Annotated in this window: 12 protein-coding genes and 2 pseudogenes; 4 read left to right on the forward strand and 10 right to left on the reverse strand. The window is 66.4% G+C overall.

The features are described from left to right. Positions 1-5: 5 nt before the first annotated feature. On the reverse strand, positions 6-1,262 hold the full coding sequence (locus F1642_RS05920) for an MFS transporter (RefSeq protein WP_045998830.1): 1,257 nt from the start codon (positions 1,260-1,262) through the stop codon (positions 6-8). 85 nt (positions 1,263-1,347) lie between these two features. Further along, entirely contained in the window at positions 1,348-2,394 is a 1,047-nt protein-coding gene (gene queA / locus F1642_RS05925) for a tRNA preQ1(34) S-adenosylmethionine ribosyltransferase-isomerase QueA (protein ID WP_194885768.1), read from the reverse strand. 118 nt (positions 2,395-2,512) lie between these two features. Here queA and F1642_RS05930 point away from each other — a divergent pair, with 118 nt between their 5' ends. After that, on the forward strand, positions 2,513-2,806 hold the full coding sequence (locus F1642_RS05930; RefSeq protein ID WP_045998828.1) for a bacterioferritin-associated ferredoxin: 294 nt from the start codon (positions 2,513-2,515) through the stop codon (positions 2,804-2,806). Continuing rightward, positions 2,754-3,239 (forward strand): bacterioferritin, encoded by a 486-nt coding sequence (gene bfr, locus F1642_RS05935; RefSeq protein ID WP_045998827.1) that lies wholly within the window; start codon positions 2,754-2,756, stop codon positions 3,237-3,239. Before F1642_RS05930 ends, bfr begins: the two co-directional genes overlap by 53 nt. 4 nt (positions 3,240-3,243) lie before the next feature. Here the strand turns inward: bfr and F1642_RS05940 are convergent, their stop codons facing one another. Next, on the reverse strand, positions 3,244-3,918 hold the full coding sequence (locus F1642_RS05940; RefSeq protein ID WP_045999555.1) for an HAD-IA family hydrolase: 675 nt from the start codon (positions 3,916-3,918) through the stop codon (positions 3,244-3,246). Positions 3,919-4,035: 117 nt separating this feature from the next. On the opposite strand from F1642_RS05940, the gene glmU reads away from it, so the two are divergent. Both glmU and glmS read left to right on the forward strand, forming a co-directional pair. After that, complete coding sequence (gene glmU, locus F1642_RS05945; protein ID WP_194885769.1) at positions 4,036-5,379, forward strand: bifunctional UDP-N-acetylglucosamine diphosphorylase/glucosamine-1-phosphate N-acetyltransferase GlmU; 1,344 nt, start codon at positions 4,036-4,038, stop codon at positions 5,377-5,379. Beyond that, positions 5,379-7,196 carry a glutamine--fructose-6-phosphate transaminase (isomerizing) gene (gene glmS / locus F1642_RS05950; RefSeq protein WP_194885770.1) on the forward strand — a complete coding sequence of 606 codons (1,818 nt, stop codon included), beginning with the start codon at positions 5,379-5,381 and terminating at the stop codon, positions 7,194-7,196. Before glmU ends, glmS begins: the two co-directional genes overlap by 1 nt. A 27-nt stretch (positions 7,197-7,223) precedes the next feature. Here the strand turns inward: glmS and trmB are convergent, their stop codons facing one another. From trmB to nuoL, 7 genes and pseudogenes are all read right to left on the reverse strand, one after another. Beyond that, positions 7,224-7,937 carry a tRNA (guanosine(46)-N7)-methyltransferase TrmB gene (gene trmB, locus F1642_RS05955; protein WP_194885771.1) on the reverse strand — a complete coding sequence of 238 codons (714 nt, stop codon included), beginning with the start codon at positions 7,935-7,937 and terminating at the stop codon, positions 7,224-7,226. 194 nt (positions 7,938-8,131) lie between these two features. Then, complete coding sequence (locus tag F1642_RS05960; RefSeq protein ID WP_045998824.1) at positions 8,132-9,808, reverse strand: ribonuclease J; 1,677 nt, start codon at positions 9,806-9,808, stop codon at positions 8,132-8,134. Then, positions 9,801-10,581, reverse strand: a pseudogene (locus tag F1642_RS05965) (type III pantothenate kinase). The gene F1642_RS05960 and the pseudogene F1642_RS05965 overlap by 8 nt, the downstream one beginning before the upstream one ends. 4 nt (positions 10,582-10,585) lie before the next feature. Then, positions 10,586-11,320: a biotin--[acetyl-CoA-carboxylase] ligase gene (locus F1642_RS05970; protein ID WP_246071261.1), complete on the reverse strand. Its 735-nt coding sequence runs from the start codon at positions 11,318-11,320 to the stop codon at positions 10,586-10,588. A 25-nt stretch (positions 11,321-11,345) separates the two neighbouring features. Continuing rightward, entirely contained in the window at positions 11,346-12,806 is a 1,461-nt protein-coding gene (gene nuoN, locus F1642_RS05975) for an NADH-quinone oxidoreductase subunit NuoN (RefSeq protein WP_194885772.1), read from the reverse strand. Between the two features lie 10 nt (positions 12,807-12,816). After that, a pseudogene (locus F1642_RS05980) lies at positions 12,817-14,371 on the reverse strand (NADH-quinone oxidoreductase subunit M). Position 14,372: 1 nt separating this feature from the next. Next, on the reverse strand, positions 14,373-16,511 hold the full coding sequence (gene nuoL / locus F1642_RS05985) for an NADH-quinone oxidoreductase subunit L (protein WP_194885773.1): 2,139 nt from the start codon (positions 16,509-16,511) through the stop codon (positions 14,373-14,375). Positions 16,512-16,515: the final 4 nt, after the last annotated feature.

A 16,515-nucleotide genomic window follows, 5' to 3' on the forward strand; every position in this document is an offset into this window, starting at 1 on the left:
GGCGGTCAGGTCGCAGGCTGGGGCGACGGGTCGTCCGACTGCGCCTCCTCCAGCACCGCATCGACCGCCAGGGGGGTCGCGTTGGGCGTGATGACCGCAAAGCTGCCCTGTTCGTCCGGGGTCAGGGCGCGACGCTGCGTGGTGCGCCATCCTGCATAGGCCGTCAGCAGCGCCAGCAGGACGCCCATGTAGACCCAGTACCCGTCGGGCCCGATGATCCCCATCATCCAGCCGGTGATGATCGGCCCGCCCATGCTGCCGATGCCATAGATGAACAGAAGGCCCGCCGATGCCGACGCCATGTCGGACTGGTCCAGATAGTCGTTGGTATAGGCCAAGAGCAGCGCATAGACCGGGTTCGCGACCCCGCCCATGATCGCCCCAGCGATGACCAGGCCAAGGGTTCCGGGCTGCGCCGCGACGGTCACCAGACCGCACAGCCCGCCGATGGCGGACATACCCAGGACCAGCTTGCGCCGGTCATAGCGGTCCGAGATCCAGCCGATCGGATATTGCAGGACCAGGCCCCCCGCATAGATCGCAGCCACAAACAGGCTGATCTGCGCCACCGACAGCCCGATCTGGGCGCCCCAGACCGACGACATGCCCGACAGGACCGAGAACACGCCCCCGATCAGGAAGATCCCCACGCAGCCCAGCGGCGATGCCTTGTACAGCTTTGCAAAGGACATTCGCTTGATCGTCTGGAACTGAGGCGCGGGTTGGGCCGACAGCAGGATCGGCGTGAAGGCCAGCGACACCAGCACCGACGGGATGATGAACAACAGATAGCCCGCCGGGCTGCTGACGTTCAGCAGGGCCTGCGCGATCACGATGCCCAGCAACTGCACGATCATGTAGAGCGACAGCGCCTGGCCGCGGTTCTCGTTCGTGGAGCCGGCGTTCAGCCAGCTTTCCGCCGTGACATAGACCCCGCAGAAGCAGAACCCGATTAGGAACCGCAGGACCGTCCAGCTGATCCAGTGCGGCTCGACCGCGAACAGGACCAGCACGGCGCTGATCAGCGACCCCAGGGCGGCAAAGACGCGGACATGGCCGACGTTCTTGATCAGGTCCGGCACGGTCAGGCTGCCCAGCAGGAACCCGCCGTAATAGCTGGCCATGACGATGGACATCTGGAAGGTCGGAATGCCCTCGATCCCGCCGCGGATGCCCAGCAGGGTGCCCTGCATGCCGTTGCCGACCATCAGCAGAAGGATGCCAAGCAGCAGCGGCCATGTGGTGCGCAACACCGAAATCATCGCGGGTCTCGTCTTGTTCAGGGGCGTGGGGGCGGAATGCCCGACCTATGCCCGACGGGGCCCCGATGCCAGCAGGAAACCGACCTCAGGGGATCAGCAGCGACGCGTCGCCATAGCTGAAGAAACGATAGCCCCGTTCGACCGCATGTCCATAGATTTCCCGGATTTTCTCGGACCCCATCAGGGCCGAAACAAGCATCAGCAGCGTGGATTTGGGCAGGTGAAAGTTCGTCATCAGCCCGTCGGTCACCCGGAATTGATAACCAGGATAGATGAAGATGTCGGTCGTGCCCCGGAACGGCGCGATCTGCCCGACCCGGGGGGCGGCCGATTCGATCAGGCGCAGGGCCGTGGTGCCCACCGGGATCACCCGGCGGCCCTCGGCCTTGGCGCGGTTGATCGCCTCGGCGGCCTCGGGGGACACCTCTCCCCATTCGGCGTGCATCCGGTGGGTGGTGACGTCGTCGACCTTGACCGGAAGGAACGTCCCCGCCCCCACGTGCAGGGTCACATGCACGAACTGAACGCCCTGCGCCGCCAGCGTCTCCAGCAGGGGGGCGTCGAAGTGCAGGCTGGCCGTGGGGGCCGCGACCGCGCCCTGCCGCGCGGCCCAGACCGTCTGATAGTCGTCGCGGTCCTGGTCGTCCGGCGCCCGCAGCGCCGCGATATAGGGCGGCAAGGGCATCGCCCCCACCTGCTGCAGCGCTGCGTCGAACGCATCACCCGTGGCGTCGAAGACCAAGCGCAGGCCGGTCGCGGTCATCTCGGCCACGGTGGCCGAGAGGGCGTCGCCGAACCGGATCACCTCGCCCACGCGAAGCTTGCGCAGCGGCTTGGCCAGCGCCTGCCAGCCCTCGGCGGCGGGTTCCAGCAGCGTGACCTCGATCCGCGCCACGGCCTCGCCCTGCGGGGTCTGGCGGGCGCGGGTGCCGGTCAGGCGGGCGGGAATGACCTTGGTGTCGTTCAGCACCAGCAGGTCGCCGGGGCGCAGGATCTGCGGCAGATCGCCCACATGGCGATCGGTGATGCCCCCCCCTTCCGCCAGCAGCAGACGTGCGGAACTGCGCGGCTTGGCGGGCCGCGTGGCGATCAGGTCGGCGGGCAGGTCGAAATCGAAATCGGACAGCTTCATGGCACGGGGTTTTGCGGCCCGCCCGCGCCCGCGTCAAGCAGCCGTGATGCCAAAGCGAAAACGTCGGACTTTACAAGCCCGACAGAATTGGTAAGTCTCCGCCCGACAGGAGCCCGCCATGATCGTCTGCCACTGCGCCATGATCTCGGATCACGACATCCGCGCCGCCATCGACTGGATGCGCGCGGCGGATGCCCAGACCATCATCACGCCGGGCAAGATCTATCACGCCCTAGGCAAGCGCGCCGATTGCGGGGGCTGCATGCCGCTGTTTCTGGACACCATGCGCGCGTGCGATAAGCTGGGCGTCGCACCGCCGATTTTGCGGGCCAGAACCGACAGCAAGAAGGATGCCACCCATGAAGGGCGACGCAAAGGTCATCGAGTATCTCAACGCCGCACTGCGCTCTGAGCTGACGGCGGTCAGTCAGTACTGGCTGCATTATCGTCTGCAGGAGGATTGGGGCTTCGGCAAGATCGCCGCCAAGTCGCGCGCCGAATCCATCGAGGAGATGAACCACGCCGACAAGCTGATCCAGCGGATCATCTTTCTGGAGGGTCATCCCAACCTGCAGCGTCTGGACCCGCTGCGAATCGGACAGAACCTGCGCGAGACGCTGGACAGCGATCTGGCCGCGGAACATGACGCGCGCACGCTGTACATCGAGGCGCGCGACCATTGCGACGCCGTCGGCGACTATCCCAGCAAGATGCTGTTCGAGGAGCTGATCCAGGACGAGGAAGGCCATATCGACTTCCTGGAGACGCAGATCCACCTTTTCGAGACGATCGGCGCCCAGAACTATGGCCAGCTGAACGCCAAGTCCGCCGACGAGGCCGAATAGGCCCTCAGCCCAGCCAGTCGCGGGCGATGGCGGGCAGCTGGTCGAAATGCGCCAGCAGAACCTCGGGCGCCAGGCGAGAGATCGCCTCGCCCTCGGGACCGAAGCTGACCAATGCGACGCGCACCCCGGCAGCCGCGGCCGTCTTGCGGTCGGTCTCGGTATCGCCCACCAGGAAGGACTGCGCGACGGTGCCGCCCGCGCCCTCGACGGCGGCCTGATAGGGGCGCGGGTCGGGCTTGCGCACCGGCAGCGTGTCCGCGCCTATCATCGCGCCGAACCGGTCCCGAATGCCCAGTTCGCGCAGCAGCGTCTCGGCCAGGGCCTCTGGCTTGTTGGTGCAGACGGCCAGGCGGTGCCCGTCGGCGGCCAGACGGTCCAGCGCCGCCTCGACCCCCGGATACAGCCGCGTGTGCACGGCGATCGCCGCACCGTAATGGGACAGCAGGCTGTCGAAATCCTCATCCTCGGCACCGGGGGGCAGCAGCGTGTCGCTCGACATCCGGCCATAGCCCGCCCGCAGCATCGCCCGCCCGCCATGAAACGCGATCAGCGCATCCGCGACCGGGTCCAGCAGGTCGCCCAGGCCCCGCGCGCGAAAGCACGCATTCGCCGCCGCGACCAGATCGCCCGACGTATCCGCCAGCGTTCCGTCCAGATCGAAGACCACCGTACCCGCCATGCGCCATCCCCCGTGGAAATGTTCGGAAAACAAAGGTGACCGCGCCGGGCCTTTCCAGCGCGTCCCGCCCCGATTAGAACGCTATGAAGAAAAAGCAAACAGGCGATGAGGGCGGTGATGTCGGAAGCTGGATTGGCGGTCGTGGTTCTGGCGGCGGGACAGGGCAGCCGGATGCAATCGGACCTGCCCAAGGTCCTGCACCGTCTTGGCGGGGTGCCGCTGGTCGGGCATGCGCTGCGCGCGGCGCGCAACCTTCAGCCGGAACAGATCGTGGTCGTGACGGGCCACGGCGCGGACGCCGTCGCCCGGGCGGTGGCCAAGCTGGATCCCGAGGCCGCGACCGTGCTGCAGGCCGAACAGCTGGGCACCGGGCACGCCGTGCGGCAGGCCCTGCCCAGCCTGGAAGGATTTGAGGGGCGGGTGATCATCCTGTATGGCGACACCCCCTTCATCGCCCAGGACACGCTGGACGAACTGGCAGCCCACCCCGCCGATCTGGTCGTCCTGGGCTTCGAGGCGGACGATCCCGGCCGCTATGGGCGGCTGGTCGTCACCGACCGCGGGCTGGAGCGTATCGTCGAGTACAAGGACGCCGACGCTGCGACCCGCGAGATCGTGCTGTGCAATTCCGGCGTCATGGCGCTGCAGGCCGATCTGTTGCGCCGCCTGATCGTGGGACTGGGCAACGACAATGCCGCGGGCGAGTACTATCTGACCGACCTGGTGGCCCTGACCCGCGCCGAGGGGCGCCGCGCCGACGTCGTGATCTGCGACGAGGCCGAGACGCTTGGCATCAACACCCGCGCCGAACTGGCCGCAGCCGAGGCCGCCTTCCAGGCCCGTGCCCGTGCGGCCCTGATGGAGGATGGGGTGACCCTGACCGATCCGGGCAGCATCTTTTTGGCGCTGGACACGGTCATCGGGCGCGACGCGGTGATCGGGCCGAACGTCGTCTTCGGCCCCGGCGTGACGGTGGAATCGGGCGCCGAGATCCTGCCCTTTTGCCATCTGGAGGGTTGCCATGTCAGTGAAGGGGCCACCGTCGGACCCTTTGCCCGTCTGCGCCCCGGCGCCGAACTGGGCACGGATGTCCATGTCGGCAACTTCGTCGAGATCAAGAACGCCGTCCTGGACGAGGGCGTAAAGGTCGGCCACCTGACCTATCTGGGCGACGCCCATGTGGGCGAGCACACGAATATCGGCGCTGGTACCATCACCTGCAATTACGACGGCGTCTCCAAGCATCGGACCACGATCGGCCCGCGCGCCTTCATCGGCAGCGACACGATGCTGGTGGCCCCCGTCCATGTCGGCGCGGATGCCATGACCGGATCGGGCAGCACCATCACCGAGGACATCCCCGACGGCGCCCTGGCCATCGGCCGGGCCCGCCAGGTCACGAAACCGGGCCTGGCGACCCGCCTGATGGCGGCGCTGCGGCTGAAGAAGGAGGCGCGCTGATGTGCGGCATCATCGGAATCCTGGGCAACCACGAGGTTTCCCCGCAGCTGGTCGATGCGCTGAAGCGGCTGGAATACCGCGGCTATGACAGCGCCGGCGTGGCGACCGTGGACGCGACCGGACAGCTGTCGCGCCGGCGCGCGGTGGGCAAGCTGGTCAACCTGTCGGACCTGCTGGTCCATCGGCCGCTGACGGGGCATGCGGGTATCGGACACACGCGATGGGCCACCCATGGCGCCGCGACCGAGGTCAACGCCCATCCCCATCAGTCCGGCCCCGTCGCCGTCGTCCATAACGGCATCATCGAGAATTTCCGCGAACTGCGCGCCGAACTGGCCGATCGGGGTATCATGCCCGAATCGCAGACGGACACCGAAACCGTCGCGCTGCTGACCGCGCACCACCTGGATCAGGGCCTGTCGCCGGTGGAGGCCGCCCGTGCCACGCTGGCCCGCCTGCAGGGAGCCTTTGCGCTGGCCTTTCTGTTCCAGGATCAGCCCGACCTGCTGATCGCGGCCCGCAAGGGCAGCCCGCTGGCCGTGGGCCATGGCGACAAGGAGATGTATCTTGGTTCGGACGCGGTGGCGTTGGCGCCCTTCACGGACCGCATCACCTATCTGGAGGATGGCGACCACGCCGTTCTGACGCGCGCGGGCGTGCAGATCTGGGACGCGGAGGGCCACCAGGTCCACCGCGCCACCGCCCGCATCGATGTCGGCGCGACCGTCATCGACCGTGCCGGGCACCGTCACTTCATGGCCAAGGAAATCGCCGAACAGCCGGTGGTGATAGGCGACGTGCTGAACCATTACGTCAAGGGCGACCGCATCGTCCTGCCGGACGGCCTGGATTTCGCGGACCTGGACCGGGTGACCCTGGTCGGCTGCGGCACCGCGCATCTGGCGGGGCATGTGGCGAAATACTGGTTCGAACAGCTGGCGGGCCTGCCCTGCGACATCGATGTCGCATCCGAATTCCGCTATCGCGAACCGCCCTTGTCGGATCGCAGCCTGTTCATCGCCGTCAGCCAGTCCGGAGAGACGGCGGATACGCTGGCCGCCCTGCATTATGCCCGCGGCAAGGTCGCGCGGACCGTGGGGCTGGTGAACGTGGGCACGTCGGCCATCGCGCGCGACGCCGACATGGCGCTGCCGACCCTGGCGGGGATCGAGGTCAGCGTGGCATCGTCCAAGGCCTTCACCTGCCAGCTGGCCGTGCTGGCCGTGCTGGCGCTGAAGGCGGCGCATGACCGTGGTCGGCTCGACGATGCCGCCCTGACGGCCCATCTGCGCGACCTGCGCGCCATCCCCGCGCTGCTGGCGCAGGCGCTGGCCCTGTCGGACGACTGCCGGATGCAGGCCGACTGGCTGGCGCAGGCCCGCGACGTCCTCTACCTGGGACGGGGTGCATTGTACCCCGTCGCGCTGGAAGGCGCGCTCAAGCTCAAGGAGCTGAGCTATATCCACGCCGAGGGCTATGCCTCCGGAGAGCTGAAGCACGGCCCCATCGCGCTGATCGACGGCGACGTGCCGGTGGTGGTGCTGGCGCCGCATGACGCGCTGTTCGACAAGACCATCTCGAACATGCAGGAGGTGATGGCCCGTCATGGTCAGGTGCTGCTGATTTCGGACGCGGCGGGGATTGCGGCGGCGGGCGACGGCATCACGGCCAGCCTGGCCCTGCCCACCGGCGGCGGTGTGTTCCAGCCGATCCTCTATGCCGTGCCGATGCAGTACCTTGCCTATCACACGGCGGTCGCCAAGGGCACCGATGTCGATCAGCCCCGCAACCTGGCAAAATCCGTCACCGTGGAATGAGAAAGGCCCGCTTCGGCGGGCCTTTCCTTACAGACGGCGAAAGGTCACGTAATGGGGCGGACGCCCCTCGCGCAGGGCCTTCTGCTCGTAACGGGTGCTGATCCAGTCGTCCCATGCGACAGCGGTGTCGTCGAGCGTCTCGAACCCGGCGAGCGGTACCTCCTCGCGGGTCTGACGGATATAGTCCGGGATGTCGCTGGCGACGCGAAAGATCCCGCCGGGGCGCATCACGCGGGCCAGGGGGCGCAGGTGTTCGGGCGTCACGAACCGCCGCCGATGGTGGCGCGCCTTGGGCCAGGGATCCGGATACATCAGGAAGGCGCGCTCGACGCTGGCATCGGGCAGCACATCCATCAGGTCGCGCGCATCGCCCGGGTGGACGCTGACATTCGTCACGCCCGCCGCCCGGATCTTGCCCAGCAGCATCGCGACGCCGTTGATAAACGGCTCGCATCCGATGATGTTGATGTCGGGATAGGTGGCGGCCATGTGGACCATGTGCTCGCCACCGCCAAAGCCCACCTCAAGCCAGACGGGACGGTCGTTGCCGAAGATCGCAGCAGGGTCGACCGGGGTGCGTTCCGGGTTGTCCTGCAGGGTGATGCCGCGGGGCCGCAGCTCGCCCAGGTCCTCGGACAGATAGCCCTTCTGGCTCTGCCGCAGGGTCTTGCCGTGCCGCCGTCCATAGAAGTTGCGGCGGGGCGGGTTCGGATCAAAGCCGGATTCGGATGTGTCGCTCATGACGCCGGGCATTGCCGCAAGCGCGGCGCGGTTTCAAGCCCCCTGTGCGCCTTTGCGTCCCGCGGTGGCCGGGGGGCTTCGCACCCCCCGGACCCCCTGCGGGATAATCGAGCCTTCGCCTCCGCTCCGTGGGACATCGGGGGGTCCGGGGGGCTGGCCCCCCGGCCCGTCGCGGGACGCAAGCCTGGTTCCGGTCAGTCGGCCATCAGGCGGCTGATGCTGACGGTGACCTCGGGCTTCTTGCCGATCTCCTCCATCGCGACCTGGCGGGTGATCTTGCGAATCGCCTCGTCCATCTTGCCGTCGTCGCGCACGGTGCGTGCATCGGCACGCTCTAGGAACTCGGACAGCTCGGCCTCGATCTGGCGCGCCAGCTCGCCGCCCGAACGGGTCCGCTCGGACAGGCCCATCAGTTCGACCCAGGCATCGGGCAGGACATTGTCGTCCTCGTCCACGATCACACTGACCATCGCGTGCCCGTTCAGCGCCATGCGGATGCGGTCGCGCACGACCCCGTCCATCGCGCCGATCAGCAGGTTACCATCCAGATAAAGGCGCCCCGTTTCGACCTGATCGCAGACCTTGGGGCGATCGCCCGTCAGGTCCAGCATCGTGCCGTTGGTCACGATCTCGGCGGTCATGCCCTTGGCACGGGCCAGCATCACATGCTCGCGCAGGTGCAGGTGCTCGCCATGCATGGGGATCACGACCTTGGGCCGCAGCAGGTCGTGCATCGCCTCGATGTCGGGCCGGTTCGCGTGACCCGAGACGTGGTAGAGCCCGTCATCGGCGTCCCAGACCTCGACTCCGGCCTCGCTCAGCGCATTCATGATGCGGCCGACCGACTTCTCGTTGCCGGGAATGGTCTTGGAGCTGAAGAGGAAGCTGTCGCCTTCCTTCAGGGACAGGCCCAGATAGCGGCCGCGCGACAGCTGCGCGCTGGCGGCGCGACGTTCTCCCTGGCTGCCGGTGACCAGCAGCAGGACCTTGTTGCGCGGCAGCTTGGCGGCCTCCTCGGGCCCGATCGTCTCGGGGAAATCCTTCAGGATGCCACTGTCGAAGCCCACGCTGACCATGCGCCGCATCGCGCGGCCCAACAGGCATACCTTGCGCCCCGAAGCGCGCGCCGCATCGGCCAGCGTCTTCAGACGGGCGATATTGCTGGCAAAGGTGGTGGCCACGACCAGGTTCGGCTGCGCCATGACCCATTCCAGGATCGGGGTCGCCAGAACCGCCTCGGACCGACCGGGATGGGTCGAAAAGATGTTCGTGCTGTCACAGGCCAGGACCTTGACGCCCTTGCCCTCGGCGGCGATCTGCGACAGGCCGACCGGGTCGAAGGCGTCGCCCACGACCGGGGTCACGTCCATCTTGAAGTCGCCCGTATGCACGACGCGACCCGCAGGCGTGTCAATGATCAGCGCGCTGCTTTCCGGGATCGAGTGGCTGATCGGCACGAACTGCACCCCGAAGGGGCCTACATTGGTCACGGCAGGGCGCGCTTCGGTGATGTTGACCACCTCGGTCGGCAGGCCGTGCTCCTCCATCTTCAGGCGCACCAGCGTCCCGGTGAAGCGGCGTGCATAGATCGGCACGTCCAGCCGCTTCCACAGATGCGCGATGGCACCGATATGGTCCTCGTGGCCGTGGGTGACGAAGATCGCCTCCAGCCGGTGGCGGTTCTTCTCCAGCCAGGTCAGGTCGGGCATGATCAGGTCGATCCCCGGGCTGCCCTCCATGTCGCCGAAGGTGACGCCCAGGTCCACCAGGATCAGCCGCTCCTTGCCGGGCAGGCCGTATCCATAGACATAGGCGTTCATGCCAATTTCGCCCGCTCCGCCGAGCGGCAGATAGATCAGGCGTTCAGCCATTTCCCATCTCCTTGTTAAAGTCGTGAATGAGCCGAAGCCCGTGCATCGTCAAATCGTCTTCAATCGCATCGAACAGGTCGAACCCCTGATCGAACAATGGCGCAAAGCCCGCCAGTGGCTATCACTTTCATGGGTCGGTCGCGCTCGGCGCGGATCTTGTCCACGATACCGTCGACCAGCCCCACATATCCCCAGAACACGCCTGACTGGATACATGCAACCGTATTCGTGCCGATCACCGTCGCGGGCATCGTCACATCGACATGCGGCAAAGACGCCGCCCCCATGTGCAGCGCCTCCAGCGACAGGTTCACACCCGGCGCGATGACGCCCCCGATATAGGCGCCGTCGATGTCGACCACGTCGAATGTGGTGGCCGTGCCGAAATCGACCACGATCAGGTCCGGGCCGTGCCGGTCATAGGCGCCGACCGTGTTCACCAGCCGGTCGGGCCCCACGGTCGTCCCCGCATCGACCCGCGGCGGCACCGGCAGCAGGCAGTCGGGCTTGCCCACCACCAGGGGCCGCGTGTCGAAATAGCGGTTGCACAGCACCCGCAGATTGAAGACCACCCGCGGCGCCGTGGCGCTGATGATGCAGGCGTCGATCTGCAGCTCGAACCGCTGCACCGCGATCAGCGTGGACAGCCAGACATAGTACTCGTCCGCCGTCCGCCGATGATCCGTGCGGATCCGCCAGTGGGACAGGAACCGCGTCCCGTCCCAGATCGAGAAGACAGTGTTCGTGTTGCCGGTATCGATGCACAGCAGCATGGATCTAGCCCCCGAAATGGATGTCTGCGGCGGAAATCGCCTGGCGTCCGCGCGGACCCGTCAGGATCAGGGCGCCGGTTTCGTCGACACCGTCGAAGCGCCCGGTGATCTCGGCGGTGCCGGTGCGGGCGGTGATCGTCTCTCCCAGCCTTGCGGCGCGGGCCAGCCAGGCCGCACGGATCGGCGCAAAGCCATAGGCCGCCATCTGCCGCATGCCTTCGTCGAAACGGACGGCCAGCGCGTCCAGCAGATCGTCGGGCGTCATGGTCAGGCCGGTCTCTCCGGCCAGGCTGACCGGACGCAGCGCGCCGGCCTCGACCTCGGACGGCTCCGGGGCCTCCGCCAGATTGACGCCGATGCCGATCGCCAGGACCGCGACCTGTCCCCCTGCCCCGCTGCTCTCCAGCAAGATGCCGGACAGCTTGCCGCCGTTCAGCAGGACGTCGTTGGGCCATTTCAGGGACAGGTTCAGCGCCGGACCGCACAGATCGCGCAGCGCGTCATGCACGGCCAGCGCCGCGACGAAGGACAACCGTGCAGCATCAGCCGCAGCCCCCTGCGGCCGCAGGACCAGCGTCGCGGCAAAGTTTCCGGGCGGATCCGTCCAGGCGCGGCCGCGGCGGCCACGGCCGGCCTGCTGTTCGCGCGCCATAATCCAAGCCGGCCCGCCGAGCGTCGGGGCCAGCCTGAAGGCTTCGGCGTTGGTGCTGTCCACACGGTCCAGGACATGGCGTGCCACGCCCTGGGGCCATGTGGCGGGCGGGTTATTCACCCGCAACCGTGGCTTCACCGACCAGCGACTGCGCGGCCAGCGCCGCGGCATCGTCGATGCCCAGCAGGGTGATCGAACCCAGCAGCAGCGCGAAGGCCGGCACCAGCAGGGCGGCGTACTGCACGCTGCCCATGCGGCTGGTCACGCCATCGGTCTCGGCGCCGAAGTACATGTAGTACACGATGCGCAGGTAATAGAACGCGCCGACGACCGATGCGATCACGCCGGCGACCGCCAGCCATGCCATGCCGCCATCGACCGCTGCCGACAGCACGCCGTACTTGGCCCAGAAACCGACCAGCGGCGGCACGCCCGCAAGGCTGAACATCAGCAGCAGGACCGCCATCGCCTTCAGCGGCTCGGCGCTGGCAAAGCGGTTCAGGCTCTCCAAGTCGGTGATCGGGCGGCCGTCGCGTTCCAGCGACAGGATGAAGGCAAAGCTGCCCACGTTCATGACCGCATAGATGGCCATGTAGATCAGCATGGCCTGCACCCCATAGGCGGTGCCCGCAGCCAGGCCGACCAGCGCAAAGCCCATATGCGCAATCGAGGAATAGGCCATCAGACGCTTGATGTTGCGCTGACCGATGCCCGCGATCGAGCCCAGGAACATCGACAGCAGCGCCAGCACCGCGATGATCTGACCCCAATCGGCCGGCACGTTCCCGAAGGCGTCGAACATCAGCCGCGCGATCAGCGCCATCGCCGCGACCTTGGGCGCAGTGGCCAAGAACGCGGTCACCGGCGAGGGCGAGCCTTCGTACACGTCGGGCGTCCACATGTGGAACGGCACGGCGGACACCTTGAAGGCCAGGCCGACCAGCAGGAACACCAGACCGAACAGCAGGCCCAAGGGCAGGCTTCCCGCCTGAACGGCCTGCATGATGCCGGCGAATTGCGTGGTGCCGGCAAAGCCGTAGACCAGCGACGCACCATAAAGCAGCAGGCCAGAGCTGAGCGCGCCCAGCACGAAATACTTCAACCCGGCCTCGGACGATTTGACGCTTTCGCGGCGCATGGCGGCAACGACGTACAGCGCCAGCGATTGCAGCTCCAGGCCCATGTACAATGACAGCAGGTCGCCGGCCGACACCATCACCATCATGCCGACGGTCGCCAGCACGATCAGGATGGGGTATTCAAACCGCATCAGGCGATGCCGTTCCATGTACTCGGCGCTCATCGCGAGGACGGCAGCACCGGACAGCAGGATCGTGACCTTGGCGAAACGGCCGAAGGCGTCGTCCATGAACATCCCGAAGAACGCGCTCTGCTGCGGGCGGTCGGCCATGCCCACCACCATCGCCGCCACCAGAAGCGCCGCCACGCTGGCCCACAGGATCTGCCGTGCGATCCGGTCCTTGCCCAGATAGGCCCCCGCCAGCAGCGCGGCCAGCGCATAGATCGCCAGCAGCAGCTCGGGCAGAATGGTGGAGATATCCAAACCGGTCATCGTGCGTTCCTCAATGGCTGGCGGTGGCCGAGGCCAGGTCGCCCGTCGCCGCATCAGCAGGCAGCGCGTCGTTGTAATTCACCAGCAGCGCCTGGACCGAGGGGCCGGTGATGTCGGTGACCAGGCGCGGATAGACGCCCAGGATCAGGGTCATGGCGATCAGCGGCGCAAAGATCCAGCGTTCGCGCGGGGTCATGTCGGTGATCGTGCGCAGGCTTTCCTTGATCAGCGCGCCCATGGTGACGCGGCGGTAAAGCCACAGCGCATAGGCCGCCGACAGGATCACGCCGGTCGCCGCGACGAAGGCCACCCAGGTGTTGGCATGGAACGTCCCCATCAGGGTCAGGAACTCGCCCACGAAGCCCGATGTGCCGGGCAGGCCCCACGTTGGCCATGGTGAAGAACATGAAGACCAGCGCATAGACCGGCATCCGGTTCACCAGACCGCCATAGGCGTCGATCTCGCGCGTGTGCATGCGGTCGTAGATGACACCCACGCAGAGGAACAGCGCCCCCGAGATGAAGCCGTGCGACAGCATCTGGAAGATCGCCCCGTCCAGACCCTGCTGGTTGGCGGCAAAGATGCCCATGGTCACATAGCCCATGTGGGCGACCGACGAATAGGCGATCAGCTTCTTCATGTCCGACTGCGCCAGCGCCACAAGCGAGGTGTAGACGATCGCGATGGCGGACATCCACAGGACGACGCCCTGCAGCAGGTCGGACGCCACCGGGAACATCGGCAGGCTGAAGCGCAGGAAGCCGTAGCCACCCATCTTCAGCAGAACCGCCGCAAGGACCACGGACCCCGCAGTCGGCGCCTGCACGTGCGCGTCGGGCAGCCAGGTGTGGACCGGCCACATCGGCATCTTGACCGCGAAGCTGGCGAAGAAGGCCAAGAACAGCAGCGTCTGCATGCCGCCGACGATGCTGAAGCCCATGATCGCCATCGTCTCGGACGGGAAGTCGAAGGCCAGCAGCTGGGCGATGTCGGTGGTGCCCGCAGTGCGTGCCATCGCGATCATCGCGACCAGCATCAGCACGGAGCCGATGAACGTATAGAGGAAGAACTTGAACGAGGCATAGATGCGGTTCTTGCCGCCCCAGATGCCGATGATCAGGAACATCGGGATCAGCCCCGCCTCGAAGAACAGGTAGAACAGGATCAGGTCCAGCGCCGCGAAGACGCCGATCATCAGCCCTTCCAACACCAGGAAGGCGATCATGTACTCCTTGACCCGCATCTTGACGTCCCAGCAGGACAGGATGGTCCAGCGGCATCAGGAAGGTGGTCAGCATGATGAACAGGACGGAGATCCCGTCGACGCCCATCTTGTAGCGCAGGCCCATGATCCAGGCGTGATCCTCGACGAACTGGAAGCCCGTGTTCGCAGGCTCGAAGCCCGACAGCAGGAACAGCGACACAAGGAAGGTTGCGCTGGTCGCGATCAGGGCCAGCCACTTGGCGTTCTTCTGCGATGCGGCGTCGTCGCCGCGCAGGAACAGGGCCAGGATGCCCGCCGCCACGATCGCAGGAAGGTGATGATGGAAAGAAGGTTCGTCATGTCAGTGCGCGCCCCGCATCATCACCCAGATCAGCAAGCCCACGATGCCCAGAACCATCGCGAAGGCGTAGTGGAACAGATAGCCCGACTGCACCCGTCCGGCGAACCGGGTCAGGCGCGGGATGATTCCCAAGGCCAGCCCGTTGATGGCGCCGTCGATAACGGCTCCGTCACCGGCCGTCCACAGCTTGCGGCCGATCCAGCGCGCCGGACGCACGAAGATCGCGTCATAGGCCTGGTCGAAATACCACTTGTTCAGCAGGAACTGGTACAGGCCCCGCTGTTGCGCCGCCACCTGGCCGGGCAGTTCGGGACGGCGGATGTACATCAGCCAGGCCAGACCGAACCCGATCAGCATCGCGATGAACGGCGACACCTTGACCCAGGCGGGGACATAGTGGGCGTCATGCATCACGTGGTTGTCCGGCCGCATGTAGATCGCACCGGGCGTCACGGTATAGCTGGCGATGTCGGCTGGATCCTCGGCCGCGCCTGCGGCGGCGTGGGTTGCGGCACCCTCGGGCTCCGCTGCGGGGGCCTCGGCCACGCTGCCTTCAAGGGCCGTGCCGGTGCCCGCGACGGCGGCGGCTTCGGCATGGCCGGCCTCCTCGTGGTGGACGGCGGCCTCGATCCCGAAGAAGCCGGCAACGCCCTCCTCCTCGAAGAAGCTGTTGTACCAGATCATGCCTGCCAAGATCGAGCCGAAGGCCAGCACGACCAGCGGCGCGGTCATCACGCGCGGGCTCTCATGCGCGTGGTCATGCGCATGATGATCGCCGCGCGGCGTGCCGAAGAACGTCATGAACATCAGCCGCCAGGAATAGAAGCTTGTCATCAGCGCCGCGATCACCAGCATCCAGAAGGCATAGGTGCTGCCGACGAAGGCGCTCTCGATCACGGCATCCTTGGACAGGAAGCCCGCGAAGCCGATATGGGTCAGCGGGATGCCCACGCCCGTGATGGCCAGCGTGCCGATCATCATCGCCGCAAAGGTCAGCGGGATCTTCTTGCGCAGCCCGCCATAGTTCCGCATGTCCTGTTCGTGATGCATCGCGTGGATCACGGACCCCGCGCCCAGGAACAGCATCGCCTTGAAGAAGGCATGCGTGAACAGGTGGAACATGGCGACCGAATAGACGCCGACGCCCGCCGCCACGAACATGTAGCCCAGCTGCGAACAGGTCGAATAGGCGATGACGCGCTTGATGTCGTTCTGGACCAGACCGACAGTCGCCGCAAAGAAAGCCGTGGTCGCGCCGATATAGACGATGAACATCTTGGCTTCGGGCGCGAATTCGTAAAGCGGCGACATCCGGCAGACCAGGAACACGCCCGCGGTCACCATGGTCGCCGCGTGGATCAGGGCTGACACCGGGGTCGGACCCTCCATCGCGTCGGGCAGCCAGGTGTGCAGGAACAGCTGCGCCGACTTGCCCATAGCGCCGATGAACAGAAGGATCGCCAGCACGTTGGCCGCGTTCCAGTCACGCCATAGGAAGGTCATCTCGGTCTGGGCCAGCATCGGGACCTGGGCGAAGATCTCGTCGAACTGGATCGACCCGGTCATCCACCACAGGCCGAAGATGCCCAGCAGGAAGCCGAAGTCACCCACGCGGTTGACGATGAACGCCTTCATCGCGGCGGCGCCAGCCGACTGCTTCTTGAAATAGAAGCCGATCAGCAGATAGGAGGCGACGCCCACGCCTTCCCAGCCGAAGAACATCTGAAGCAGGTTGTCGGAGGTCACCAGCATCAGCATCGAGAAGGTGAAGAACGACAGATAGGCGAAGAAACGCGCGCGATAGGGCTCGTCATCGCCGAAATTCTCGTCATGCGCCATGTAGCCGAAGCTGTAGAGGTGCACGAGCGCCGAGACCGAATTGATCACGATCAGCATGATCGCGGTCAGGCGGTCCAGGCGGATCGCCCATTCGGAGGTGAAGTCGCCCGAGACGATCCAGTCCATGACGGGGATGCTCTGCGGCTCGCCCAGGGTCAGGAAGACAACCCAGGACAGGGCCGCGGCGGCGAACAGGATGGCTGTCGTCAGGATCTGCGCGCCGCGCTCTCCGATCAGGCGCCATCCGAAGCCTGCAATCAGCGCACCCAGCAGGGGCGCGAAAAGAATGAACTGAGCCATGACC

This window comes from Paracoccus sp. NBH48 (assembly GCF_015390265.1).
GTDB lineage: Bacteria > Pseudomonadota > Alphaproteobacteria > Rhodobacterales > Rhodobacteraceae > Paracoccus > Paracoccus marcusii.

Coding starts and splice junctions, on each gene's coding strand:
- bfr (WP_045998827.1), top strand. CDS start 2,754: ATGAAGGGCGACGCAAAGGTCATCGAGTATCTCAACGCCGCACTGCGC.
- F1642_RS05960 (WP_045998824.1), bottom strand. CDS start 9,808: ATGGCTGAACGCCTGATCTATCTGCCGCTCGGCGGAGCGGGCGAAATT.
- nuoN (WP_194885772.1), bottom strand. CDS start 12,806: ATGACCGGTTTGGATATCTCCACCATTCTGCCCGAGCTGCTGCTGGCG.
- glmS (WP_194885770.1), top strand. CDS start 5,379: ATGTGCGGCATCATCGGAATCCTGGGCAACCACGAGGTTTCCCCGCAG.
- trmB (WP_194885771.1), bottom strand. CDS start 7,937: ATGAGCGACACATCCGAATCCGGCTTTGATCCGAACCCGCCCCGCCGC.
- F1642_RS05920 (WP_045998830.1), bottom strand. CDS start 1,262: ATGATTTCGGTGTTGCGCACCACATGGCCGCTGCTGCTTGGCATCCTT.
- glmU (WP_194885769.1), top strand. CDS start 4,036: ATGTCGGAAGCTGGATTGGCGGTCGTGGTTCTGGCGGCGGGACAGGGC.
- queA (WP_194885768.1), bottom strand. CDS start 2,394: ATGAAGCTGTCCGATTTCGATTTCGACCTGCCCGCCGACCTGATCGCC.
- nuoL (WP_194885773.1), bottom strand. CDS start 16,511: ATGGCTCAGTTCATTCTTTTCGCGCCCCTGCTGGGTGCGCTGATTGCA.
- F1642_RS05930 (WP_045998828.1), top strand. CDS start 2,513: ATGATCGTCTGCCACTGCGCCATGATCTCGGATCACGACATCCGCGCC.
- F1642_RS05940 (WP_045999555.1), bottom strand. CDS start 3,918: ATGGCGGGTACGGTGGTCTTCGATCTGGACGGAACGCTGGCGGATACG.